Origin of the sequence: Paraburkholderia hospita (assembly GCF_002902965.1) — a bacterium.
Taxonomy (GTDB): Bacteria; Pseudomonadota; Gammaproteobacteria; order Burkholderiales; family Burkholderiaceae; genus Paraburkholderia; species Paraburkholderia hospita.
The window spans coordinates 583573-606319 of the sequence record NZ_CP026109.1; the positions used below are offsets into that span (position 1 = coordinate 583573).

A 22747-nucleotide genomic window follows, 5' to 3' on the forward strand; every position below is an offset into this window, starting at 1 on the left:
CCTGGAGTTACTGAAATGAGCGAAATCACTTTGGAAGAAAAAATCCGCGTGCGCGCTTTCGCACTGTGGCAACAGGACGGTAGCCTCGAAGGATGCGCAGATGAGTACTGGCACATGGCCCGCGTGCTCGTCGAAAAGGAGATGGCCGCCCCTGGCGCGGCCCAGACTGGTGATCCGGAAGTCCCTGCGCCGGTCTGAATCGTCGCTGGGGCATAGTCGCGTCGTTGTACTCTGGCCCGGTCATCGCCGCTCGCGCCCACTCAGGCGTGACCACGTGTGAGCGTCGGACGGGTGTTCACCAGTGCGATGTGGGAAAACGCCTGCGGGCCGTTTCCGACGAGTCGACGTGAATGAGGCGCAGCCCTTTGGGGAAGCGTTGCGCCGTCGTCGCCATACATAGACCAGGGGTAACCCTGCCTGCCAAACCGGACCGGTTCGCGCTCCGTGGACACGGGTTACCAAAGACTTTGCGGGGCTTCCTATCGACGCCTGTGGTAGAGCTCGCGCGCGCCATAGACGGCCGAAATCGCGCCAACAAGCACGGCGGCCACCGCCAGCGAGTCGTCGACCCCATCCGGCCTGGACATCATCGGTGCAAGACACCAGATCCCCACACCGACAGCGCACATGAACAGGCCGAAGATTAGTCCCCAAACCGGACCAGCCTTGCCCGGATGAAGTTTGTGAGTCATCTTCATTTTCATCTCCCCGCCCGCCTTCCCTCCTCATTTCGTCCCACCAGCATTTCTCTTCTGACAACATACTCGGCTACGTGGACGGGAACAAGCAGAACAAGATCTCTTGAAATCTACATCGTGTGCTGCGGTACACACGAAAATCAACGGTAAGAACGGTCCGACGCGCGCCCGGCTGCCACCGACGAGACCGCGCGAAACTCATAGCCAGTGCACCAGCCACTGCGGCAGGAACAATCTGCGCGGCAATCGGGTGAAAATTTCCGGATACCTATCATGTGTACATGTATCACGTCGTGATATATATTGTTACTGTAGAAATCCAATGACTGCTCGTCAAGCGTTTGCGCCGAGGGAGGACATCATGGTTATTGACAGTGACTTCGAGGTCGGATATCTCGTTGTAGTTTTTGCACTGCTAGGCGTAATTCTGATTGGAGGCCTTCTGAGCGCCGCGCACCTGGAACGGTGTCATCCCAAACTGATAGGCGCGGTGCTCGGTGCGCTGCTCGGTGTCGCCGTCATCGAGGTCGTCCCGCTCTTTACTTGAGCGCAATGAGCCGGTGGACAACCGTACCTCGTGGACCCGAAGAATGATGCCGTTCGACCGCATACTGCTTTGCTATGACGGGACACCGGAAGGACGTCAAGCACTCCGTTGCGGTGCAGCACTTGCACGCGAACTGCAAGCAGAGACGCATCTGTTAGCGGTTGTTGATAGCTCGTGGTGGACGAGCGGATACGACGTGCTGTCATCGATGGCGTTCGAGATGGACGAGGACGCGGCAAGATCGATTCTCGAGGAAGGTATCGACCGACTGTCGAATTGCGGACTCACGGTGCAAGGACAATATTGCGTCGGGGATCCCGTCGACAGGATTGCCACGATTGCCGGGAATCTAAGGGTTGATCTGATTGTCATTGGACATCATCGCGCCGGACCGTTCGCCCGTTGGTGGACTGGCGAACGTCACGCGCAGTTGCTGGATCGCGTCGCCTGCGGGGTTTTGTTTGAGATATCACGCTGATTGCACTCTCCGTGCGTTTCCGCGACGAGTGTCCTGGACTGCTCGCCCGCCGTTCGAACGTGCGACCATGTCGTCGGTTCATCAAACCGGTAGAACTTCGCCGATGTGCCACACTAGACTGCGCTGGCCCACGCCGGGTGTCCATCAACAGGGGCGACAGATTCCATGAATGCGAAATTCAAACACGTCGGCCTCAGCACGTTGCTGGCGGGCTCATTCTCTATGTTCGCTGCGACAGTACAAGCAGGCGACATTAAGGTCATGAGCGATAGCACCCTCGAGCCTGCGTTGACCAAGGTCGTCGCTCTTTATCGCCAGCAGACACACAACCAGGTCAGCCTCGTGTTCGACCCATCGCCCGTTGTGAAGATAAAGATTGAAAACGGAGAAGCGGCCGACGTTGTTATCGTTCAGCCGGACTTTGCTGAGGACCTTACGAAATCGGGCAAGGTGAGTGCCGGAGACAGACCGATAATCGCGCACGTCGGTGTCGGCCTCGGCAACCGCAAGGACGGTCCGGCCTATGACATTTCAACTGTTGAGAAATTGAAGAACACTTTGCTCGGTGCAGACCTCCTTGTCTTTAACAGCGAGTTCTCAAGTTTGAAGCGCAACACCCCGGCTCGTATAAGGTGTTGCCATGGAAAAACGATACCAACAACTCCAGCCTGAAGAGCGTCTGACGATCGCCAGCCAGCATCTGCAGGGTTCAAGCATACGGGCCATGGCCCGTATGCTTCGGCGCTCACCTGCAACGGTGAGTCGCGAACTGGCTCGCAACTGCGGGCCTGACCGCTATGCTTCGGTGCCGGCCCAGGCGCTAAGCGTGGCGCGACGTATCGCTGGCCGGCGTCCCGCCAAGCTTGACACGCAAGGTGTTACGTGGCGCATCGTCCTCACGCTGCTGGACTGGAAATGGTCGCCTCAGCAGATATCAGGTACGCTCAAAGGTTCTGTCGCGATAAGGCGTCGCCAATAGATCCGCTCCCAAACAAAGAGGATTCCTTATTTGTCAAGCGATTAGAATTGGTCAGCAGGTGTCTGATTCAAACCGTCGGCCTACATTTGCCCTTTGGCGATCATATGCATCAACTCAATGCCGCCGAGCAGAATGCGAGCACATCGGAAATCCTTGAAGCCTATCATCGGCCGCGTCCGGCGTTTGATCGCACGATGATCCTGCTCCACGATATTGTTCAGCTACTTCGCCTGATGAACCTTGATGGGTTGCTCCCGGTCGGCGCTAATGTCCTCGAGCGCGGCCAGATTGGCGCCGCTTTTGTCGATGGTTACTGTCCCGGGCTCGCCGTTTTGCCTGATCGCCTTCTCGAAGTACCGGCGTGCCGCAACCTTGTCCCGATGGGCGCGCAGCATGAAATCGACGGTGTCGCCGTCCTTGTCCACTGCCCGGTATAGGTATCGCCACTGGCCGTTGATCTTTATGTACGTTTTATCCATGCGCCAGCTCTCACCCACCGGACGCTTGCGCCGCCGGAAGAACTTTTCCAGCACCGGCAGCAGTTTCAGCGCCCAAACGGTGCACTGTCGAATGGTCCACTGACAGTCCCCGTTCCGACATCATTTCTTCGAGATTGCGCAGGCTCAATGGGTAGGCGACGTACCAGCGCACGCACAACAACATCACATCCAGCGGATAGTGCAGGCGCTTGAGCATCCGCCTGAGCGCTGCATTCATCCCATTGACCATCGTTCCTGTCGCCTCTGCTTTCATGACATCAGCATATCAAACCACCTTGTTGCGACAGAACCGGACGTGACGGGCCGTTCATGGCCGGCTGCTGTCCGACGCGATCGACAGAACCCGACCCCTTGCCGCCATCTGAGTCGTCGAGTCGGTAATGGTCGCTCTCAGAACCTTAACGGCCATTGGGACGCAGGGCGCCCGGCGGCCGCGTCGCAGAAATTCGGGGTTCGGAATGGCCGATCGCCAGTCACGCGCTTCGCGGCAAGCGCACGGCAAACGCCGTCTGTGTGTGGCCAGACCGCCCTTCAATTGCGCCGTGATGGGCTTTGACAATTTCGCTCGCGATATACAGCCCGAGTCCGAGGCCCCCCGCATTTTTGCTCTCCTGATGCGGGCCTCTGCTCAGCGGGTCGAAAATTCGCTCCAGCGTTAGCCGGTCAATGGCGGGACCGCTATTCCTGACTTCGAAACAAACATCCGCGTCATGACCGGTCACACCCACGCGGACCGGCTCGTCGGGCGCGCCGTACCTTATCGCATTGAGCACCAGATTGGAAAGCAACTGCTGCAGGCGCAAACCGTCCCACACACCCTTCACGTTGCCCTTCAATTCGAGATCGATGCGGCGGTCGGAATGAGCTGCACGCAGCTGGTCCACCCGTGCTGGAAAGATTAGCCCTGGCCGAAGCGCGTCGGGGCTCGTCAGATCCGCGGATTTTCGCCTCACGCTTGTGTGCCACATTGCATTGCGTTATGACGATCGCCTCATAGCATCAGGCAAGCAATGCAGACGATCTCGCGTTCGCGGATCCCCACGAAAAAATCGCGCCTGTTGCTGTCGCTTGATCAGCGTGCGGTCCATCGTTCGGTTCCAGAAACAGGCTTCCCCGCGTGGCGCTCAAGGCTCCTGACACGGGCGTCCTGCTTCAGCCCCCAGACCCAGGTTACCGCAAGACAAGGAAGCAGCGATGCAATGGAATAGCCGACACCTGCAAGCGGGTTACCGGTCCAATTCACGAGCGTCAGACTGATCAGCGGCAGAAATCCTCCGAACAGGACATTACCCAGTTGCTGGGCCAGTCCGAAACCCGTGGCGCGGCTTTGTGGGGGAAAGCATTCGGCGATGAATGCGGGCAGCGGTGCCATGATCATCGCCGTCAGGATCGCCAACACCGCAATCAATAGAGAAACCTGCACCCATTGGGCCGACGATGCGCTCGCCTTGATGCCCGCAAAGGCCGGATATGCGGCAATGATCCATAGCACGATGCCGATCAGCATCACACGAGCGCGCCCAATCGTATCCGAAAGCTTCCCGAACACTGGATAGAACGGCGCAGCGATCAATATGGCCACACCCAGACACAGATTGGCCGTTGTCGGTTCGACCTTGAGCACGTTCTGGAGAAAATACAGCATGTACACGATCGACGTGTACAACGACACCGAGGTGCCGCCTTGTGCTCCGAACATGGCAACCAGAATCGCTTTCCACGAAGATTTACTCGACAGCGTGTCCTGCAGCGGACTTTTTGACAGACGCCCCGCCTCTTTCATCTGGGTAAAAATGGGGGTCTCCGTCATGCCGAGCCGGATCCATGTCGCCACTGCAACGATAGGCGCGGATATAATGAACGGCACGCGCCATCCCCACGCCTCGAAACTGGATGGATCGAGAGACAGTTTCAGAATGGAGACAATGGCAAGCGCAAGCAGCAGACCTATGCTCGCGGTGCCCTGCAGTACACTCGTCGACATGCCTTTCCGGCCTTCGGGTGCGTGCTCCATGACGTACACGACTGCAGAGCCATACTCGCCACCGAGTGCGACGCCCTGAATGATTCGCAGCGTGATCAGAGCGACAGGCGCCGCCGCACCAATCACGGCATAGGTCGGCAGACATCCGATACCCACGGTGGCAATGCCCATCAACGCCAGTGTCATCACGAACGTCCTCTTGCGGCCGATCCGATCCGACATCGGGTTGAAGATGATCGTGCCTAACGGGCGCGCGACGTAGGCTATGCCGAAAGTCGCAACGCCCGCAAAAGCGGCCACGACCTTGTCCGTGCCGGGAAGAAACAGATGCGTCAGTGTAACGGTCAACGCAACGTAGACAAAAAAATCGTAATACTCAAGCATCGTTCCGAGGCTCGAAGTTGCGATGATCCGCAGCATCCCTGGCTGATTATCATGAGCATGCGTCTTGTTGGACATGTCAGTCTCCTCTTTGTGTATGGATCAGCGACGCGCAGTTTTTACCGTCGCGCCGGTGCTGCTGATTACATCCGGTTCTTCTTCTGAGCCTGCCGCTCCAGAAAGCTGGAGACGGCGTGCTTATGCTCCTCGCCACACAGCAGGATGGCCTGCATGCTGGCCGCCATCTCGAGTGCCGCAGGCAGCGAGCCACTCGCGGACTCGCGTACGAGCCGCTTTGCCATTCGCATGGCTCGTGGCGGATTTGTCGCAAGGCGTCTGGCAAGCACGAGTGCTTTTCCATCCAGCTGGTCATCTGCAAAGACCTTTGCCACGATGCCGAAGCGTTCTGCCGCTGCGGCGTCGAGGAACTCGCTGGTGAGTGTCATCTCGAGTGCCTTGGCAGGGCCTACGATGCGTGACAGGAACCATGCGCCGCCTATCCCCGATACCAAACCGAGCCGCAGGAAACTTTCCGCAAATTGCGCACTTTCACCTGCAAGACGGATGTCACACATCAGGGCAAGATCGCATCCCGCCCCCACTGCTGCACCATTCACAGCGCAGATCGATGGAATCTCCAGGTTGTTCATGGCCCGCGTAATCCGATGCAGGCTTTTTTGCAAGCGGTCGCGCACCTCTTCTACACTTCCGTCCATCAGATCCTTGCCGCTTTGCATGTCCTTGACATTGCCGCCGGTGCAGAAATGTTTCGAAGAAGACCGCAATAGAAGGCAATTGACGTCGTCTCTGAGATTCACTGATTCGAGCGCATCGGATAGCGCTTCGGTCATGGCCACCGTTAGCGCATTTCCGTTCGCGGCGCTATTCATTGTGAGGGTGAGCACGCCCGATTCGACCGACCTCGTGACCAACTCCGTTTCTGACAGCTGCAACGACACGATTGACCTCTGCATAATAAAAATGAGAACTTTGGCGACTACCGGTTCACGAAGTCGGGGCGGCGCCGCTCGAGGAAAGCCGCCATCCCTTCCTTCTGGTCGACGAGGGAAAATCCTGCATGAAAGAGCCGCCTCTCAAACAGCAATCCTTCGGATAACGACGACTCGAACGACCGGTTAACCGATTCCTTGATCGCAAGCAGTACTGGCAGCGAATGCCGCGCAACCTGCTCGCCTATTCGCATGGCTTCATCTATCAACCCGTCCCGCGGTACGACCCTCGAGACCAACCCGCACAGCAGCGCCTCCTGTGCAGACATCGACTCGCCAGTCAGGCATGCAAGCATTGCTGTGGATTTCCCAGCCGCTCGTGGTAAACGTTGGGTGCCGCCAGCACCAGGCACGATGCCCAGCTTGACCTCGGGTTGCCCGAATACCGCGTCGCTTGCCGCGATCACGATGTCACACATCATGGCGAGTTCGCATCCTCCTCCCAATGCATACCCACCCACGGCGGCAATGATCGGTTTACGCAAGCCGCGGATACGATCCCAATTGCGGCCGATATACTCTTCACAGAACGCCGTCCGATAGTCGAGCTTCGACATCGCGACGATATCCGCGCCCGCAGCAAAGGCTTTTTCCGATCCGGTCAGCACCGTGACGTGCATATCCGGTTCGGATTCGACGTGTTGTAGCGCCGCGACCAGTGCATCGATCAACTCGTCGGTCAGCGGATTCAGTTTGTTGTCCGACGCAAGACGGAGCAATGCCACCTTGCCGTGTGTCTCACGTCGGACGATCCCGTTTGACATCTACAGTCTCCTTAGGTCGCAACGGCATGAGCCACGCCAGTGCGTATCACACCAGCGTTCAGGAGATCTGCGATCTCATCGTCCTGAATACCGTACAGCTGGAGCATTTCAACCGTATGCTGGCCGGTCAGAGGCGCAGGAACGTCGTCTTTTACCGGCTTATCCGATGGGCCGAGGACAAATCCATGCGTACGCAATGTCCCAGCGGTCGGATGTTCCACCGTGCGTGCCATACCGCTCTCACGGTATTCAGTCGTCTCGGTCACATCGCTATAAGTCGCAACTGGGGCACAGATGATGTCGCGTGGCGCGAGTCGTTCAATCCACTCTGCTGTGGTTCGCTCAATAAAACGCATCGCTAGTAGTTCATGAAGAACCCGACGATTACGCACGCGATCGTCGTTGGTCGCAAAACGCGAGTCGCATTCGAGTTCGGGCGCTTCCGCGACTTCACATAGAGCACTCCAGCGGGTGGCGTCGTAGGCGACTACCATGACCCAACCATCGCGTGTCGGAAACGCCTCATTAGGACATGCATAGGGCGCGGCGCTACCCGATTTCTCAGGATTTCTGCCGGAGGCGAAAAATGCCGCAAAGCCGATTTGCTGAAGCATCAGCGTCGCGTTGTAGAGGCTGACGTCCAGATGCTGGCCGGCCTGGTCCCGGTGGACCCGATACAGCGCGCCAAGTACTGCAATTGCGGCGAGGTATCCGCCGATCATATCTGCAACCGGGATCGGCACTTTCAATGGATCTTCCTGAATTGCACCCAACGTACTCATGAGCCCGCTAACAGCCTGAATTACGCCGTCGACGCCTGGGCGCCGCATATTGCTGCCGGTCTGTCCGAATGCTGAGATCGAGCAGTAAACAAGTTTCGGATGGTCTTTGCGCAGGGATTCGTAGTCCAGCCCCAACGATGCCATGACGCCGGGTCGGAAATTCTCGACCAGCACATCGGCTTTACGAAGCATTTTCCGGATCACGCGTCTGCCAGCGTCAGTCTTCAGATCAATCGACACGCTCTGCTTGTTTCGGTTGACGCTCATGAACGTCGGGCTCTCGCCGTTGATCCACGGTGGACCGATCTTGCGGCCGATTTCGCCCTGCGGGGGCTCGATCTTGACGACGTGGGCGCCAAGGTCCGCCAGCGTCATAGAACAGACCGGGCCCGCCAGAACGTGCGAAAAATCGACGACTCGCACCCCCTTCAAGCTGTCTCGTAACATTTTTGATTGTCCTGTTTCGCGGCGTGCCATTGCGGCAAGCCATGACGACGAGCATAGGCAGCCGCCGTTGAGCAGACAATCGACTTTTTCGAATCAGCCTTTGACTTTTTGTTAAAGGGTGGCGCTCACACCTGGACTTGCGTAGCCAACCAGTCGCGGAAGATCTTCAGCTCTTCAGAGGGACGCCGCCCCGTTGGCCACGCGAAGTAATACGTGTAGCCACCGCGGTCGAGTTCAAGGCGAAACGGCTGAACCAGTTGACCGCTGTCGAGATCGGCGCGGATTAGAGCCTTTTGCGCGATAGCGACGCCGTGCCCTTCGATTGCGGCTTGATAAGCAAGCAGCGACGTCTCATACCGCATCGCCGGCCGCTTGACGTGCAAGGGGAAGCCCGCCGCCTCCAGCCATAACGACCAGTCATCCGGCCGTGCGAGCGAGTGCAACATCGTTTCACCCCGCAATTTCCCCTGCGCTTTCAGCTTGAGCGACGGCGCCGCAACCGGCACCAGTTCGTTCGGAATCAGGCGCTGCACGCGCAGGCCGGGCCAGCTACCCGCACCCAGCTGAATCCCGCCATCTATATCTTCACGCGCGAAATCCAGCGGCACGGATGACGTCGTCAACTGAACGTCGATCTCCTTGTGCAGTCTGTGGAAGCTCGCAAGTCGCGGAATCAGCCAGCGCACGGCGAAGGTGGCGGGGGAACGAATCTTCAGCACGCGCGAGCCGCCTTCCCCTCCGCGAGCACGATTTGCTGCGTGGCGCAGCGATGCGAAGATCGGAATCAGCTCGGCGAGATAACGCGCGCCGGCTGGGGTCAGCTCGAGACGCCCTTTGACACGCTCGAAAAGCGCGACGCCAAGATAGGTCTCCAGCGTCCTGACCTGCCGGCTGACCGCGGCCGGAGTGACCGCGAGCTCGTCTGCGGCCTTCGAAATACTGAGGAGCCTACCGGTCGCCTCAAACGCGCGGGTCGGGTTCAGCGGGGGAAGAGGTTGGCGGCGATCCATGCGCGTGCTGAAAATGGACGGAGAAACGTCGCAAGCGTTTGGGTTATCAATGCGTCCACTTATTGTAGCTGAGCAGATCAGCGGGATAACCACCCTCCCGGTGTCCGCCATCTCGCCACCGCGATGTACACGGGTAATCGTCCGGCGAGCTCGCCCCCGAAAATCGGATTCTTGCTGAGCAGGCAAACCCTGACGCGCTCGAGTCCGAGCGGGACGAATGTCTTTAAAGGACGTTTCCGTTCCAGGCGAAAGAAGCCGGAAAGCCAAAAAACGACGCCGCGATCGGCCTGGCGTGATACATCATGTTCCTTCCATGATGAACCCTGAGTCCGCGCGCGTGTGCAGCTTCAAGCAGCGCGGTCGTGTGCGGTTCCATGATCACATCGGCGACGACTGCATGGGACGGCAGTGCGTCGACGGAAAATGGCAGGGCGTCGCTGGCGTTCAGTCCGACGGCGATGCGTTGATGGCGATATCGATGTCCTGAAGAGCTGGCCGAATTTCCAGTTCAGACTCAACAGGATCGCCCCGACATACGCCCCTGAAATGGCGCCGAAGCGTCCGATGCCCGTCATGCATCCTCATCTGCGTTTGCGTATGCGATCGCGATCTCGAATCGCAACGCAATGCTCACAAAGTCGCTGTCCCGTCACCTACCGACTTGCTGCCAACCGCGTTGAGCTTGCTCTGTAGTTCCGCTTTGCGCTTCACCATCTTTTCGCCGAGCCCGCGCAAATTACAGTTCGACTTTCGCAGTTCCGGAAAGAGTTCCTCCTCTTCCTCCTCCACATGATGGCCCACCATTTCGCTCATCACCTTGAAGGTCGCATCAAAGCCCTTATCACCCGCCTTCAACGTTTCAAACTTCGCAATCAGCGTCTTGACCAGGAAGTGCTCGATGTACGCTTCTTCGACGTCGATCGTCTCACTGTCCGGCAATGCTTCTTGCGCGGCGGGATAAAGCAGTTCTTCTTCAAGCATTGTGTGAATGGATAATTCTTCGCACGCGCGCTGGGCGAGGGCAGCCTTCGCTTCCAGATCGTCGTCCGCGGATTTCTTGAATGCAATGAAAAGTTTTTCGACGGCGCGATGTTGTGTCTGTAGAAAATCTATTGCGTCCAGCGGGCCCTGTTGTGTCTCCGTGGTGTCGTGCTTCGTCGCTTCCATGTTGATCTCCTCTGGTGTCTGCGCGCTAACCCGGTCGTGATCAAAACGGCCGCGGTGGAATCACCTATACCGCAACAGCCATGCCTGCCTCAGGCGCATTGTCGGAGCAACATCTGCATTAAATTGCGGACGAGTAGACCGCATTACCGGTCGCAACAAAGGCCGATCGAGCATGAATCCGGCAGCGAGGCAAAACCGCTAATCGGCAATCGTCAGGGGAACGTCGTCCACGGACATGTCAGATTCGATCTTTTTCGTATCCGGGTCGACGCTCATACGATCAATCGTGTTGCTGATTTCATTACCCAGCGCGTAGTGGACCATATGCCCCGTTCCGGGCATCACGGTCAGGTCGCTGTGTGGCAGATCCCGATGCAGCCGGACGGATTGCGCTTCGGGGGCGACGACCTTGTCGCCGTCGCCGGCGAAGATACTCACTGGTATTTTCAGCGTGGCGTAGTGAGCGCAAAAATGTGCTGCGGACGGGATCATGAACGCGGCGTCCTCTGCCGCTGCCCGGATCTGCACGGGACGTAGCAACATTTCACGGGGCACGACATCGAAAAACCTGTCGGGCATCGGCGCAGGCGCGAACATCGCCTCCACGCTGCGCCTTAGCATGACGCGACCGGTTAGCGGCGAAACCGTGTAGCGCAACGCGTCGCCTAACAGCGGAAGCGCCGCCGGTGTCGCCAGCGCGACATCCATGCGGGCTGAAGGATAGTAATAGCCTGAAATCAGCACGAGGCCCCTCACATCCGTCGGAAATTCTGTTGCCAGGCCGAGTGCGACCAAAGTGCCCCACGAATGCCCGACCACGACAGGCTGCTTCACATCGATCTGTACGAGTGCCCGTCGTATGACCGCGGCTTGGGCTTGCGCGGTCCAGAGGCGATCTCGCGGACGCTCGCTGTGTCCGAATCCCGGGCGGTCGAATGCAATCACCCGGTGATGTTCGGCTAGCCGGTCAATCAAGCCGCAGCCGATAAAATCCTGTAACTGGACGGTGTTCCCGTGCAGCAACACGACAGCTGGCCCTTTCCCTTTGTCGATGAGGTGGAGTCGAATACCGTCCACTTCGATAAAACGGCCTATCGGCGGATTATCGCGCTCGGCTTTCCGTGCCCGATGCAAAACCCACAGCGCAGCGGCTGCACCGACGACCGCCGTGGCTGCGACCGCTCCGGCCGTACCCCGAGATAAACCGGCTTTCCTGAAAGAAGTGGGCATGACGTCTCGTGTAGATGCTACAGGTAAGAAAGATCAGCATTCCAGAAAATCGGCGCTTGATGAGGCTTGATGAGATTGGCGCGACCGCGTCTCGTGTGGCCGCGCACTGCTTTACATCTTCCCTTGAGGTGCAGCCTCGTCGGGTGGAACATCGCCAGGCGACGGCTCACCGGGAGTGTCTTCTTCGGGGACGTCCTCATCCGGATCGATGCCGGGCAGGTCACTATCTTCCTCATCTTCGAGCCGCGTCGCTCCGCCCGTCGCCGGTGCATCGCTTGCAGGAAAGGTGTCTTCGATTGTCTGGTCAATAGCGTCGTCGGGCTTTTCGTCCGGCGTGCGTTGCTCAACAGGTGTGTGCGTCATGATTCGCTCCTCGTCAGTTTGTGGCTCCCATGTAAGCGCAATCGCTGTACCGGCAGAGCGACAATTTCCTTTCATCCGGGGACTGCCGGCAACATAGGCAAGTTCAAATCCGACGCGCGATGTCCTGCCCTTCACGCGTGTCCTTGAAGACACGATGTGCGCGCCGCGTAACGTATTCCGGTCCCAACGATTGCCCACAAGCCGGGCACGACGGCGTGTTTTCCGAAAAGAGAGAATCGAGGCCGTCGTAGAGCCCGTTGTGTGACAGATCCCGCAGTGTCGCGAGATACCAATGCGAACGTGAATCGTCGTACCGGCTTTCGACTATCGAGCCGCAGTGTCCGCACGGACAGGTGACGTGAGTAATTGCGCGCAATGCCATGATGCTCTCCACTGCATCCGCGCAGCCTCTAGCCGCGCTCTTGCGATCAGCGAACGGCGCGGCCCGAGAGCGTCGCGCGAGTCGGATCGCGGCGCGGCGGAACGTCGGCAGTCGAAACGCCGGCGGCTTCCTCGAACGGCGGCTGATGCCTGAAGCCCGCGTGGCCCGAAACGATCGCTATGATCGCGCCGACGATCAATGCCGCAAATGAGAACCACGAAGCGCGCGCTACGTTGCGTGCGGCCGCATCGGCTGTCTGACGCGCGTCGGCTTGTGCTTGCGGACTCGACGCCTCGGCGGTAGCGGAGGCGATTGCGCCCTGGACCCGCTGGGTCAATGCGCCCGCCATCGTATTACCTGTTCCCGATCGATCCATTGTTGCACCGACCGTTGCGCCCGTAGACGCTACGTTCCCGGCCGCGCTGACGGCGGTGCCGAACAGAGACGTTGCTCCATAGATGACGAGCAGAATCATCACGGCCCACGCGAGCAGACCATGGAGCCAGCCAAGGACGGGCGCGCAACGTCCCGCGAAATACGAGCCGGCAAACACCGCGATGGCAGTCATTACGATCAGATACGCCCCAGAACTGAAACCATATCCCTCCAGCGGGTTGTAACGCGAAAGCGGCGCCAGCGCTGACATGCCGATTGCCGTGCCCAGCACGGTCAGAACGAGATACACGATCAGCGAGAGAATGACACCTGTGATCACGGATCCCCACGACACGCGAGGAAGTCCGGTTTGGGTGATGAGCAGTTTCATAGATGTGCCTAGGTAGTTGGGAAAACCGAAATAGCGAACACAAAGATGGATTGTGTTCAGCGGTAACAGCGCATTGGGCGTTCCCGGCTGCCAAACCCTTCGCCTGTTTTCTTCGGTCGCCTTCGCCGTTCTCATTCTTGCGAACGCGGCTCACTGGCCGCGCGGGCATTCGTCGCAATCTCATCCAGAGCTTGTATTCCCCGTGCCGCTATCAAAGGAATCGCGGCCATACTCATCTTGGCACCTGCTATGGTGATGGCGGGATACAGCGTGGAGACAGGCACGTCTGCCCCTGAGATGGATTCGCGCGAGCAACTGCGATCACTGCTCATGGTGTCAGGCCGTGCGTCGGCATACTTCCGGTCAGCGAATGCGCCCTCGTTATTTCCACGCGCGTGAAGCTTTGCCGCCCGTGCTGGCGAACAAAGCCAAGCACCAGTTCATCGATGCGGGAACTCCGGAATGCCGCGTCCAACGGCTCGATGGCCGCTGCAGCCAGTGAAGAGCAACCGGGAGCAACCGCCGTTCCCGAGACAGGCCCGGGCAGGTTTTTGCGAGCCCCTCGATTGCGGGCCGTGTCGACTAAAGGATCGGCGCTCCACCAGTCTCCGCAATCGTTGCCCCAGAGACATAGCTCGCTTCGTCGGACGCGAGCATCACATAAGGCGCCGCAAGCTCGGCAGGTTGTCCCGGCCGCCTCATCGGTACCTGCTGACCGAAGTTAGTCACCTTCTCCCCAGGCATCGTGGAGGGAATCAACGGAGTCCAGATCGGGCCGGGTGCAACACAGTTGACGCGAATACCTTGTTCGGCGAGCAATTGCGCGAGACCGCCCGTGAAGTTCTGGATGGCGCCTTTTGTCGACGCGAAGTGATGGCGAAGGCAGCCTGGACATCGGAATTTGCTGGCTCATAGGTAGGAGTACGGGGTAAAAACGTGGCTTGACAGCGTTAGTGACGCTCTATAGCTTGATCAGGGTCTTAGCGCAAGAAAGTAGGGAGGCGCTGATGGACCGTCGACGTTTTCTCTCGCTGTCGGTCACGGGGCTGCAGGCGAAGACGACCTACTATTACCGCTTCGTCGCGGGCAGCGACATCAGCGCGACAGGCACGACGCGTACGGCGGCATCCGCGGCCGAAGCGCTGCCGCAACTGCGTTTCGCGTGGTTCGTGTGCCAGAACTGGAGCGCGAACCACTGGCAGGCGATGTCGCTGATGGCTGCTGAAACAGACCTCGACTTCATCGTACATCTGGGCGACTACATCTACGAAGCCGGATTTGCCGCGCAGCCGGGAACCGTCGAGCCTGCGCATCCAACCATTACACTGCCGAGCGGCGGCTCCTATGCGAACACGCTCGAAGATTACCGCACGCTCTACCGCACCTATCGCGGCGATGCGCGCCTGCAGACCGTGCATGCGCGCTTTCCCGTCATTGCGATCTGGGACGACCACGAGTTCTCCGATGACTGCTGGCAAGATCACCAGACCTATACGAACGCGAACCTCCAGCAGACTGCGCGCCGTCGCGCGGCCAATCAGGCCTGGGCCGAATATCTGCCCGTCGACTGGGGCGACGTGTCGTTCGATCAAAACAACGCGGCCTATGACAACATCCGCATCTATCGCGAGTTTCATTTCGGCTCGCTCATGCATCTCGTCATGACCGGTGAGCGGCTCTATCGCGACGATCACGTCGTCAGCGAAGTCGCTGTCGCGCAGGCACTCGGACACGATCCTGTGAACGGCAACGATCGCGTTGGCTCGCGCTACTTTGTGCCGCAGCAAGGCCTTGCGCTGTTCGAAACGCTCGATACGCAGCGTCTCGGACGTGTGCCGTCGATCTTCGGAACCACACAGACGCAATGGTGGAAAGACACGTTGCAGGCATCCGCATCGACGTGGAAAGTGTGGGGCAACGAAGTGATGATGAACCGCTTGTGGCTCGATCTGAGCGCGATCGCACCGGCGCCGAACAATGTCGTATTCGTGCTCGATTGCGATGCGTGGGACGGCTATCCGTCGCACAAGGCCGATCTCATGTCGTTCGTGAAGACTCAACTCATCACGAACCTCGTCGCGATCACGGGCGACCTGCACGCGTTCCAGGCGGGCATCGTGCGCGACGTGCCCGACCCTGCGACGGGCACGCCCGTGATGATCGATCTGATGTCGGCGGGCATCAGCAGCCAGCCGTTCTTCGAAGACGTGAAGGTGTACGCGGCAGGCATGCCGCTGGCATCGCTCATCAGCTCGTCGGCGGCGCTCGATGCATTCGTCAGGCAGAACAACCCTGACATGCTCTATGCGGATCACGATGGCATCGGCTATGCATCGGCGACCGTCACGCCGACTCAGTTCGTCACTGTCTTCAACAAGGTTAAGTTCCTCAATGCAGATGGCACCGCTCCGCAGTCGCCACTCGCCAAGCGGACGCGCTTGACGATCAACTCGGGGACGGTCGCGGTGCTGGTGGAAGACAACGTCTGAGGCACGAACACGCATGCGTCCTTCCATTCACAATAGCGGAAGCACCGGCCTGATGTGCTTTGAAGACGCTGCAGTCGGCCGCGATGGACGCGCGTGTGCCAGGTTCGGCGAGATGCGGAAGCCGGGCACTGCGGGAGGTTCGGAACCCTGGTGTCACATCAGTTGTCCTCGTCAGCAGGAGGCCCCTCCGACAGCCAGTTGCGCACTTCCGGACGTACGCTGAAAGTTGGTGCATACGTCCATGCCTCGAGCCACGATCGCCAGGTCGTCCATTGGTCGTCGTCCATGACAAACTCCTCATAGCTTGAGCCAGACGGCGTTTCACTAACAAGAACGTAGGAGACGGCATGACCATTCCAGTAAGCGACCAGGTCGTCAGTCAGGTCGGCTGTCACGCCGGCGCCATGGTCGTGCAGAACCTTCCCGATCTTTTCTTCAAACTCGTTACGGGTCATCGCCATCATCGTCCTCTCCGTGTCACATTCGGGCGCCGTCAGGGGCTGACTCAGATAACGTCGGCTATCTCATCTCCAACGCTCGCTGATCGCTTCGGGCGCCACGCCCCTCTTTGCCTTGAACAGGCCAGGCGCGAGATGTTCCTGGACAGCAGCAAGAATCGGACTTGACCCGCAGTTTCCCCGAATACCGCTGCCCGAAAACTCCCCAAGGCTCTCTTTGGCGCAGTTCGCCTGTTCGAACGCAGCCTGACACGTCAGACATGTAGCGGCACACGTAATGCTCATGCATACGGGCAAACCCCCGCGTACCGTCCACAACTGCCAGGGCGGCAGCCAAACTTACGGAGACTGTCACGCGGCCTGCGCATCCCCGCCGACGAGGCTCGCTGGCCATGGGTAATATGCGGCCGGACCACCAGGTTGACTATTTATCGCCGCGACAACGAGCGGGCCAACCGCCAGATTTTCGATTGCCGCCCTGCATGAACATTCACCGTCGCGTTGCCTCACGAAGCGACGGCACCTCGGACCGTTGCTGCAACTGGTCTATCACGACGAGGTGGATTCACAGTTTTGCCGTTGCCGGGGTAACGGTTGCTTGCAAGGAGGCAAATTGAAAACGGTAACCATCAAGAACATTCGCCCAACCCAGCTGACGCACGGTCTACGCGAGATACGCCGAAAGACGCAGTTCTATGAGTCGCTGTCCGGTCACGACCTGGAAATGGCAATCGCTGAAAAGCCGGTACCCGTCGTACTTGGACCGGCTGGGGCACCGTTCGCGATTGACCACCACCACGTCGCAAGCGCCTTGTGGCGCGCAGGAATAAAGACGATGCCCGCTGTGCTGGTAGCCGATTTGTCGTGGCTGTCGTACCAGGACTTCTGGTTGTCGATGGACGACCACCGCTGGACTTGCCCATATGACGCCAAGGGGCAACGGAAGAGCTTTGCGGATATGCCCGGGCATGTGTGGGAGCTGGAAGACGACGAATATCGTAGCCTGGCGGCATCGGTGCGCGTCGCGGGCGGCTATGAAAAAACCACCGTCCCGCTCGAAGAGTTCAGGTGGGCGGACTTCTTCCGTACGTACCTGCCATATCCCGGAACTGACGACGGATTCGTAGCCATACAGCGACAGGCGGTTAAGCTCGCAAAGAGCAAAGCGGCTGCAGGTTTACCGGGATTCGTGGGCAAGGAACCGGGTTAGGAACCGCTGATCGTAGCGTGCTCGTCTTCGCGGAGCCCACTGAGTTCGGGTCTGAAGCGAAGAGAGATTCCGACCCGAAGATTCTTGACTCCGGATACGCAGACCGCCTGCACCCGAATCCCTATCCGTCAATTGCCGCTCGACCGCTGACAAATTCGAGGGCAGCTCTGGCTGGGGCGATCCATTCGAGTGTCGACTGCCTCAACCAGCTCATCATGCTTTACGGTCATCTGCGATGCCTGGCTGACTTTGGTTGACTTCGTTGGCGTTGCATTTCGTCTTGCCTGCTTACTGTTTGTCACGAGATAGGGGTCAACGTTGGCGAGTCGATGAACGTTTATACAACCAGCACTGTCCAGTGCAGTGCACTTCCAAGGGAGCAAACCATGAAGAAGATCGTCGCAGCACTCGCATCCGTACTGCTCGTTACCACGGCATTCGCACAGACTGCCGCGCCCTCGGACGCTGGCAAGGCACAGATGAAGGCAAACAGCGAGAAGAGTGAAGCACAGGCTACGGCCAACAAAAAGAAGGCTGAAGCTCAGAGCGACGCCGACAAGGCTCAGGCGTCGGCGAATGAGGACAAGGCTTCTGCTCAGGCCGACGCTGACAAAAAGGCCGCGAAGATGGAAAAGGCAACAACGCCGAAGGAAGCATCTGACGCACGCGGGGACGCTATGAAGGCGCAGGCCCGGGCCGACAAGAAGAAGCACGCCGCGCAGGCCAAGGCGGACAAGAAGAAACACGAAGCCGCCCAGGATGCAAACGTGGCTCAAGCGAAGGCCGACAAGGAGAAGGTCGAGGCGCAAGGCGACGCAAACAAAAAGGCCGCCGATGCTAAGGTCGATGCCGCGAAATCGCAGTAATCCCGGCGTTGCCCTAATGACCTGCAGCGGGTCGACCCGCACTATAACGTGATACATGGTCTGCTCTGAGGGCGAGTCTCCGTACTCGCCCATTTTTTCGCGAAAGCGCACGTCCACATACCATCATGAGCAGTATTTCCCCCTCAAAGCGGCAATGCCGCCGGGTGGTCGTTGGGACTTCTTATTTCACGCGGCTTGGCACTCCGCAGCAGCCCGAGGGACCAAGATCAATCGAAAAGCACTCGATACATATTCGCTGAAGCGGCTGAACGAGATTGTTTCAGCAATCGCGTCTACTGCGGACCACGTCGACGCTGACGGGCGGACGGCCGTTGGCTACCCTGATGTCATCCGATGTGAAGATCCGCTGTTCGGTGCGAAGCGGCAGTTCAATGGCAAGCAGCTTCATGATACGAACGCAGGGCTCGCGCCGCGAATACAATGTACCTGCACACTGGCGCGGCACGGGACTGACTGTCGAATCACTGGCAACCGTTGGCCGCGGCCGTGCGCTGCACGCCCCAGCTGCCTGTCGACGTCCGGGGCGTTCCGTTAATGCGGACCCGACCGCGCGGCGCCGTGCGATCCCAGCGGGATACCACGCTGTCGGCGTGTACGTCCGTATCGCCCAGGCGAGCCGATCCGGCCAGAAACGGGATCAAGTCTTGCTGCGCAGCTTTGCACGGGAGAAGATCATGGTCAGACTTTTCGGCATCCTGGCGCTGGCGGCTGCCGTCTCGGGATGTGCTGCAGCCCCGCCATACGGTTACAGCGATCCTGCGTACGGACCAAACTACTACGCGCCGGGGCCCAGCATCGGCGTGGGTGTGGGAGGCGGCAGCCTCGGCGGTGGTCTGGGTATCGGTGTAGGTGTCGGGTTCTAGGCTGCGCGCCACCTGACCCCGCCTGGTCGAGTCGCCGTCTGCGCCAGCCATTGGGACTCTTCATTGGGACTCTTGCCTGTCGCCGCAACTCGCCATTCGCGCAATCGCGTCTGACGCGCCACGACGTGTGCCAGGCAGTCCCGCAGTCAGCGCCAGGTGACACGCTTTTCGCCGTCCATGGCGATATCCATACGGTTAGATAGCCCAGCCGCCGCGCCCGTCGCGGGCTCACCCCCTGCCCCTCAATGCGCTTCTTTCAATTTCTACCCAAAAACTGTGTTTCGGGACAACAAAACTCAGGGACGTCCAGATCGGACCGTGTCTCCCAACATCCGGCTGCACGAACGATGCGCTCACTTTTCACTTTTCCAGGTTTTCCCTTTTGACAACAACGGACAACGCTAGCCGTTAAAGTCGCCTGACGGTACGGCCCGATCGGAGAATATGAGGTTGGCAGCAGAAACGGATTGGCTACAGCTTTTACTGCAGAGCGGGCGCGACGCCGCGCGCGCTGCACTCCGGCTGCCCCGCTGGAAAAGATCACCGACGCGCGGCACGCGCAATGCTCGCTCTGATTAGCCTCGTCATTTCGCCCCTGGAGGAGATCATGTCAAGCCAAGCCTATGCGCCCTACCGCGGATGCGGGATCACGGTCCACGTTACGGTGGCGACGTCGCATGCGCTCGGTGGCGCATGTCGGCGGTTCCGGGTGTCATGGAGGGTCTCATTACCCGGGGATACGCAGCAGAAGCTTGCAAACTTTCCAGAGCAGTTTGATTTCCTGACAGAGCAAGAGGCGTTCAGGTACGGCGAGAATCGGGCGCACACATTCATCGATTCCGTTCTTTGCGTGCCTGCCCAAGGCCCCGGCTTGCAGACCCGTATTCACAAGTAACGCTCTTATGGATCAAGCCGCAGCGTATGTCGCATGCGCGAGAGAACGCGAGGCTACACATCTGCTGCGGATCGTATGGCGCCCATGAACACCCGAAAAAATGGCTCAAACGGCACCCGCTCAACAACGTGCCACCTCAGCGGAGCTGGTTTATACCCTTCGCACCTTGTGGCTGGTTGTCTTCATCGCTGATCAGCTAACGAAGATCGGTTAGCAGGGGTCATTAGTGCGCCACTTAAACCGGAGCCCAGACGGACATTTGGAGCATGGCGTATACCCTCTGACGGACCTTATGTATCGACATCAGCGCATACTTGTAGTGCTGCGATCCGAACCTGTGATCATGAGAAAGCGTCCATCCCCGGACGCACGGCCAGCGTTAGCACTGTTGAGGCCAGTCCATGAAAACAACGAATATGTCCCACCGCTCGGAAACGCTAGCGCCTGCATCACCCGCTTGCGGTATTGACGACGTTCGGGCAGCGCTGTTGCAAAGTGAGATGCGTTTCAGAATCCTTCTGGATGATTTTCCGGTGGCAATCTACTGCTGTGACGCCAACGGCAAGCTCACGCTCTTTAACGACGCCGCCGTCCAGCTTTGGGGGCGATCGCCTGAAATTGGCATGGATTCGTGGTGCGGATCACATAGGATGTTCACGGTCGAAGGCCGTCCGCTTCCGCTTGATCGCTGCCCCATGGCACTCACCCTTCTCGAACAGCAGGAGATCGGTATCTCCGAGGCCATTGTCGAGCGACCTGACGGTTCGCGCCGCAACGTGCTGGCTCATCCCCGCCTGCTGGCCGGTTCCAACGGAGAAGTGCTCGGCGCAATCAATATCGTCATCGACATTACCGAACGCAAACGCCTTGAAGAACAGCTCAAAGATGCTGATCGGCGCAAGGACGAATTTCTGGCGATGCTCGCTCATGAACTGCGTAACCCACTCGCGCCAGTTCGCTCCGCCGTCGAAGTGCTGAAATCTGGACGACCGTCGGACATACAGATATCGCAGGCTGTGAAGGTGATCGATCGCCAGACGACGCATCTGACCAGCATCGTCGACGATCTGCTTGATGTTGCCCGCATCAAGCATCGACGCGTTACTTTGAACAAAACGAACGTTGAGCTCGCCGAGGTGCTGGCCGACGCGATCGACATCGTTGCACCCGAAGTTGCCATGCGTGGATTGCGTCTCACCGTCGAGCAGCCGACGCACGCCGTCTCGTTGCATTGTGATCGCACGCGCCTCGCCCAGATGCTGGGCAATCTGCTCAACAACGCAGCGAAGTACAACCGAGAGAAAGGAGCAATCTTCCTGTGCGTGACGGTGGACGGCAAAGACCTCATCGTGACCGTACGGGATACAGGTATCGGGATTAAAAAATCGATGCTCGGCCAGGTGTTCGATCTTTTCACGCAAGTACGGAACGGCTTCACTCGACAAAGTGGCGGACTCGGAATCGGCTTATCCGTGGTGAAAGTAATGGCTGAGATGCACGGGGGATCTATCTCGGCGGCCAGCGACGGCGAAGGGTGTGGCAGCGAGTTCTGCCTGCGCTTGCCCATCGTGACAACAGGCGCGCAGCTTCATTTGGTGGTGCCGGTCGCAGACAGTGTCCAACCGCAGAGGATCATGATTGTGGACGACAATCTTGATGCTGGCGAAGCAATGAAAATGCTGCTGGAATTTCATGGGCACGAGATAACGCTGGCCAGGAACGCTGAAGAGGCTCTCCTCGCCGCCAGGCGCGCCATGCCTGATGTGTTTTTAATCGACATAGGGTTGCCAGGCATGGATGGCCACGCACTTGCGAGCGAACTTCGCATGCTGCCGTGCGATAAACCTCCACGCATGATCGCGGTGACGGGATTCGGCCAGCCGGAAGATCGACAGCGGTCCCTTTCGGCCGGGTTTGACGATCACCTGATCAAACCGGTCGGCCTCTCCCCTTTGCTTCAAAGTCTGGCGCCCGATACGCTCCCGAACGCCACCGGATAAGCCCGATTCCGGGTAGGCGCTGCAGTTCTTCCATCACGCCAGCACCCGAAAGGGCGCGTTGCCCTTCGCTGCCGTCAACGTGTGGCGGCCCGCTGTCTCATGCCGATGCCTTTGCGGATGGATGCCAGATTGTTCAGGCGGCTCAAACAGGCGGTCATTGCCTGTTGTCGATCGACACCACGCGCGCCTTCTGGGACCGTGATCCGATCAGCAGGTCGTCCACTTTCCGAACTGAAATAGACGATTTATGCGGGTGAAAGCGACGCAGTAAGTTGTCAATTAACGCGCACACAGACGAGAAATTGCTGAAGAGCGCACCGGCGTCGTCTGAGGCCACGATCGCGGTAGTGAAGTCGGCCGTCGGCTCACAGAACTATGCGCAACGGTGCCCAGCAAGCGAGCGATTGCGCAAGTGGCAGCACCGAGGCTTGCTGAGCGGCGGCGACAAGCCACGAGG

General features: G+C 58.9%; 21 protein-coding genes and 4 pseudogenes. 10 read left to right on the plus strand and 15 right to left on the minus strand.

All coding sequences use genetic code 11. The features are described from left to right. Positions 1 to 15 precede the first annotated feature (15 nt). Positions 16 to 198, plus strand: coding sequence for a DUF2934 domain-containing protein (locus C2L64_RS51840; RefSeq protein ID WP_086916419.1), 183 nt, complete (start codon positions 16 to 18; stop codon positions 196 to 198). A gap of 281 nt (positions 199 to 479) precedes the next feature. On the opposite strand, the gene C2L64_RS51845 is transcribed toward C2L64_RS51840, so the two are convergent. Then, positions 480 to 698, minus strand: a complete 219-nt coding sequence (locus tag C2L64_RS51845) for a hypothetical protein (RefSeq protein ID WP_086916423.1) — start codon at positions 696 to 698, stop codon at positions 480 to 482. A 361-nt stretch (positions 699 to 1059) separates the two neighbouring features. Between C2L64_RS51845 and C2L64_RS51850 the strand changes: the two genes are divergently transcribed. From C2L64_RS51850 to C2L64_RS51865, 4 genes and pseudogenes are all read left to right on the plus strand, one after another. Next, positions 1060 to 1245: a hypothetical protein gene (locus tag C2L64_RS51850; protein ID WP_086916424.1), complete on the plus strand. Its 186-nt coding sequence runs from the start codon at positions 1060 to 1062 to the stop codon at positions 1243 to 1245. Positions 1246 to 1288: 43 nt separating this feature from the next. Next, the gene (locus C2L64_RS51855; protein ID WP_090838392.1) at positions 1289 to 1723 is read left to right on the plus strand and encodes a universal stress protein; all 435 of its coding nucleotides are present in this window, start codon (positions 1289 to 1291) and stop codon (positions 1721 to 1723) included. A gap of 165 nt (positions 1724 to 1888) precedes the next feature. Continuing rightward, positions 1889 to 2395, plus strand: a complete 507-nt coding sequence (locus C2L64_RS51860) for a molybdate ABC transporter substrate-binding protein (protein ID WP_086919183.1) — start codon at positions 1889 to 1891, stop codon at positions 2393 to 2395. Further along, positions 2364 to 2672, plus strand: a pseudogene (locus C2L64_RS51865) (transposase); the annotation flags it as partial. The gene C2L64_RS51860 and the pseudogene C2L64_RS51865, both read left to right, overlap by 32 nt. 110 nt (positions 2673 to 2782) lie before the next feature. On the opposite strand, the pseudogene C2L64_RS51870 reads toward C2L64_RS51865, so the two are convergent. The 13 genes and pseudogenes from C2L64_RS51870 to C2L64_RS51930 all read right to left on the minus strand — a co-directional run. Next, positions 2783 to 3419 (minus strand): annotated as a pseudogene (locus C2L64_RS51870) (IS6 family transposase). A gap of 256 nt (positions 3420 to 3675) precedes the next feature. Further along, positions 3676 to 4086: pseudogene (locus C2L64_RS51875) on the minus strand (sensor histidine kinase); the annotation flags it as partial. Positions 4087 to 4274: 188 nt separating this feature from the next. Further along, positions 4275 to 5645 carry an MFS transporter gene (locus tag C2L64_RS51880; protein WP_086919182.1) on the minus strand — a complete coding sequence of 457 codons (1371 nt, stop codon included), beginning with the start codon at positions 5643 to 5645 and terminating at the stop codon, positions 4275 to 4277. Positions 5646 to 5710: 65 nt separating this feature from the next. Then, the gene (locus C2L64_RS51885) at positions 5711 to 6526 is read right to left on the minus strand and encodes an enoyl-CoA hydratase-related protein (protein ID WP_407671981.1); all 816 of its coding nucleotides are present in this window, start codon (positions 6524 to 6526) and stop codon (positions 5711 to 5713) included. 38 nt (positions 6527 to 6564) lie between these two features. Further along, positions 6565 to 7341 (minus strand): enoyl-CoA hydratase-related protein, encoded by a 777-nt coding sequence (locus C2L64_RS51890; protein ID WP_086919180.1) that lies wholly within the window; start codon positions 7339 to 7341, stop codon positions 6565 to 6567. Positions 7342 to 7352: 11 nt separating this feature from the next. Next, positions 7353 to 8570, minus strand: a complete 1218-nt coding sequence (locus C2L64_RS51895; protein ID WP_086919179.1) for a CaiB/BaiF CoA transferase family protein — start codon at positions 8568 to 8570, stop codon at positions 7353 to 7355. A gap of 125 nt (positions 8571 to 8695) precedes the next feature. After that, positions 8696 to 9580 carry a LysR substrate-binding domain-containing protein gene (locus tag C2L64_RS51900; RefSeq protein WP_086919178.1) on the minus strand — a complete coding sequence of 295 codons (885 nt, stop codon included), beginning with the start codon at positions 9578 to 9580 and terminating at the stop codon, positions 8696 to 8698. A gap of 630 nt (positions 9581 to 10210) precedes the next feature. Beyond that, entirely contained in the window at positions 10211 to 10747 is a 537-nt protein-coding gene (locus C2L64_RS51910) for a hemerythrin domain-containing protein (protein WP_086919177.1), read from the minus strand. 198 nt (positions 10748 to 10945) lie between these two features. Next, on the minus strand, positions 10946 to 11977 hold the full coding sequence (locus C2L64_RS51915) for an alpha/beta fold hydrolase (protein ID WP_103154429.1): 1032 nt from the start codon (positions 11975 to 11977) through the stop codon (positions 10946 to 10948). A 111-nt stretch (positions 11978 to 12088) separates the two neighbouring features. Further along, positions 12089 to 12340 carry a hypothetical protein gene (locus tag C2L64_RS51920; RefSeq protein ID WP_090838396.1) on the minus strand — a complete coding sequence of 84 codons (252 nt, stop codon included), beginning with the start codon at positions 12338 to 12340 and terminating at the stop codon, positions 12089 to 12091. Positions 12341 to 12443: 103 nt separating this feature from the next. Then, positions 12444 to 12722: a hypothetical protein gene (locus C2L64_RS53980; protein WP_133062165.1), complete on the minus strand. Its 279-nt coding sequence runs from the start codon at positions 12720 to 12722 to the stop codon at positions 12444 to 12446. 46 nt (positions 12723 to 12768) lie between these two features. Next, complete coding sequence (locus tag C2L64_RS51925; protein WP_090838389.1) at positions 12769 to 13488, minus strand: YrzE family protein; 720 nt, start codon at positions 13486 to 13488, stop codon at positions 12769 to 12771. A gap of 582 nt (positions 13489 to 14070) precedes the next feature. Then, a pseudogene (locus C2L64_RS51930) lies at positions 14071 to 14358 on the minus strand (SDR family oxidoreductase); the annotation flags it as partial. 137 nt (positions 14359 to 14495) lie between these two features. Here C2L64_RS51930 and C2L64_RS51935 point away from each other — a divergent pair. After that, positions 14496 to 15977: an alkaline phosphatase D family protein gene (locus tag C2L64_RS51935; RefSeq protein ID WP_086916237.1), complete on the plus strand. Its 1482-nt coding sequence runs from the start codon at positions 14496 to 14498 to the stop codon at positions 15975 to 15977. A gap of 158 nt (positions 15978 to 16135) precedes the next feature. On the opposite strand, the gene C2L64_RS51940 is transcribed toward C2L64_RS51935, so the two are convergent. Continuing rightward, the gene (locus C2L64_RS51940) at positions 16136 to 16441 is read right to left on the minus strand and encodes a D-alanyl-lipoteichoic acid biosynthesis protein DltD (RefSeq protein ID WP_242684139.1); all 306 of its coding nucleotides are present in this window, start codon (positions 16439 to 16441) and stop codon (positions 16136 to 16138) included. A gap of 607 nt (positions 16442 to 17048) precedes the next feature. Between C2L64_RS51940 and C2L64_RS51945 the strand changes: the two genes are divergently transcribed. The 4 genes from C2L64_RS51945 to C2L64_RS51965 all read left to right on the plus strand — a co-directional run bounded on the left by C2L64_RS51945 (position 17049) and on the right by C2L64_RS51965 (position 22290). Continuing rightward, complete coding sequence (locus C2L64_RS51945) at positions 17049 to 17645, plus strand: ParB-like protein (RefSeq protein WP_086916236.1); 597 nt, start codon at positions 17049 to 17051, stop codon at positions 17643 to 17645. A gap of 386 nt (positions 17646 to 18031) precedes the next feature. Then, positions 18032 to 18511: a hypothetical protein gene (locus C2L64_RS51950; RefSeq protein ID WP_086916235.1), complete on the plus strand. Its 480-nt coding sequence runs from the start codon at positions 18032 to 18034 to the stop codon at positions 18509 to 18511. 695 nt (positions 18512 to 19206) lie between these two features. Then, positions 19207 to 19395 carry a hypothetical protein gene (locus tag C2L64_RS51955; RefSeq protein ID WP_086916240.1) on the plus strand — a complete coding sequence of 63 codons (189 nt, stop codon included), beginning with the start codon at positions 19207 to 19209 and terminating at the stop codon, positions 19393 to 19395. A 1296-nt stretch (positions 19396 to 20691) separates the two neighbouring features. Next, positions 20692 to 22290: an ATP-binding response regulator gene (locus C2L64_RS51965; RefSeq protein WP_086916234.1), complete on the plus strand. Its 1599-nt coding sequence runs from the start codon at positions 20692 to 20694 to the stop codon at positions 22288 to 22290. Positions 22291 to 22747: the final 457 nt, after the last annotated feature.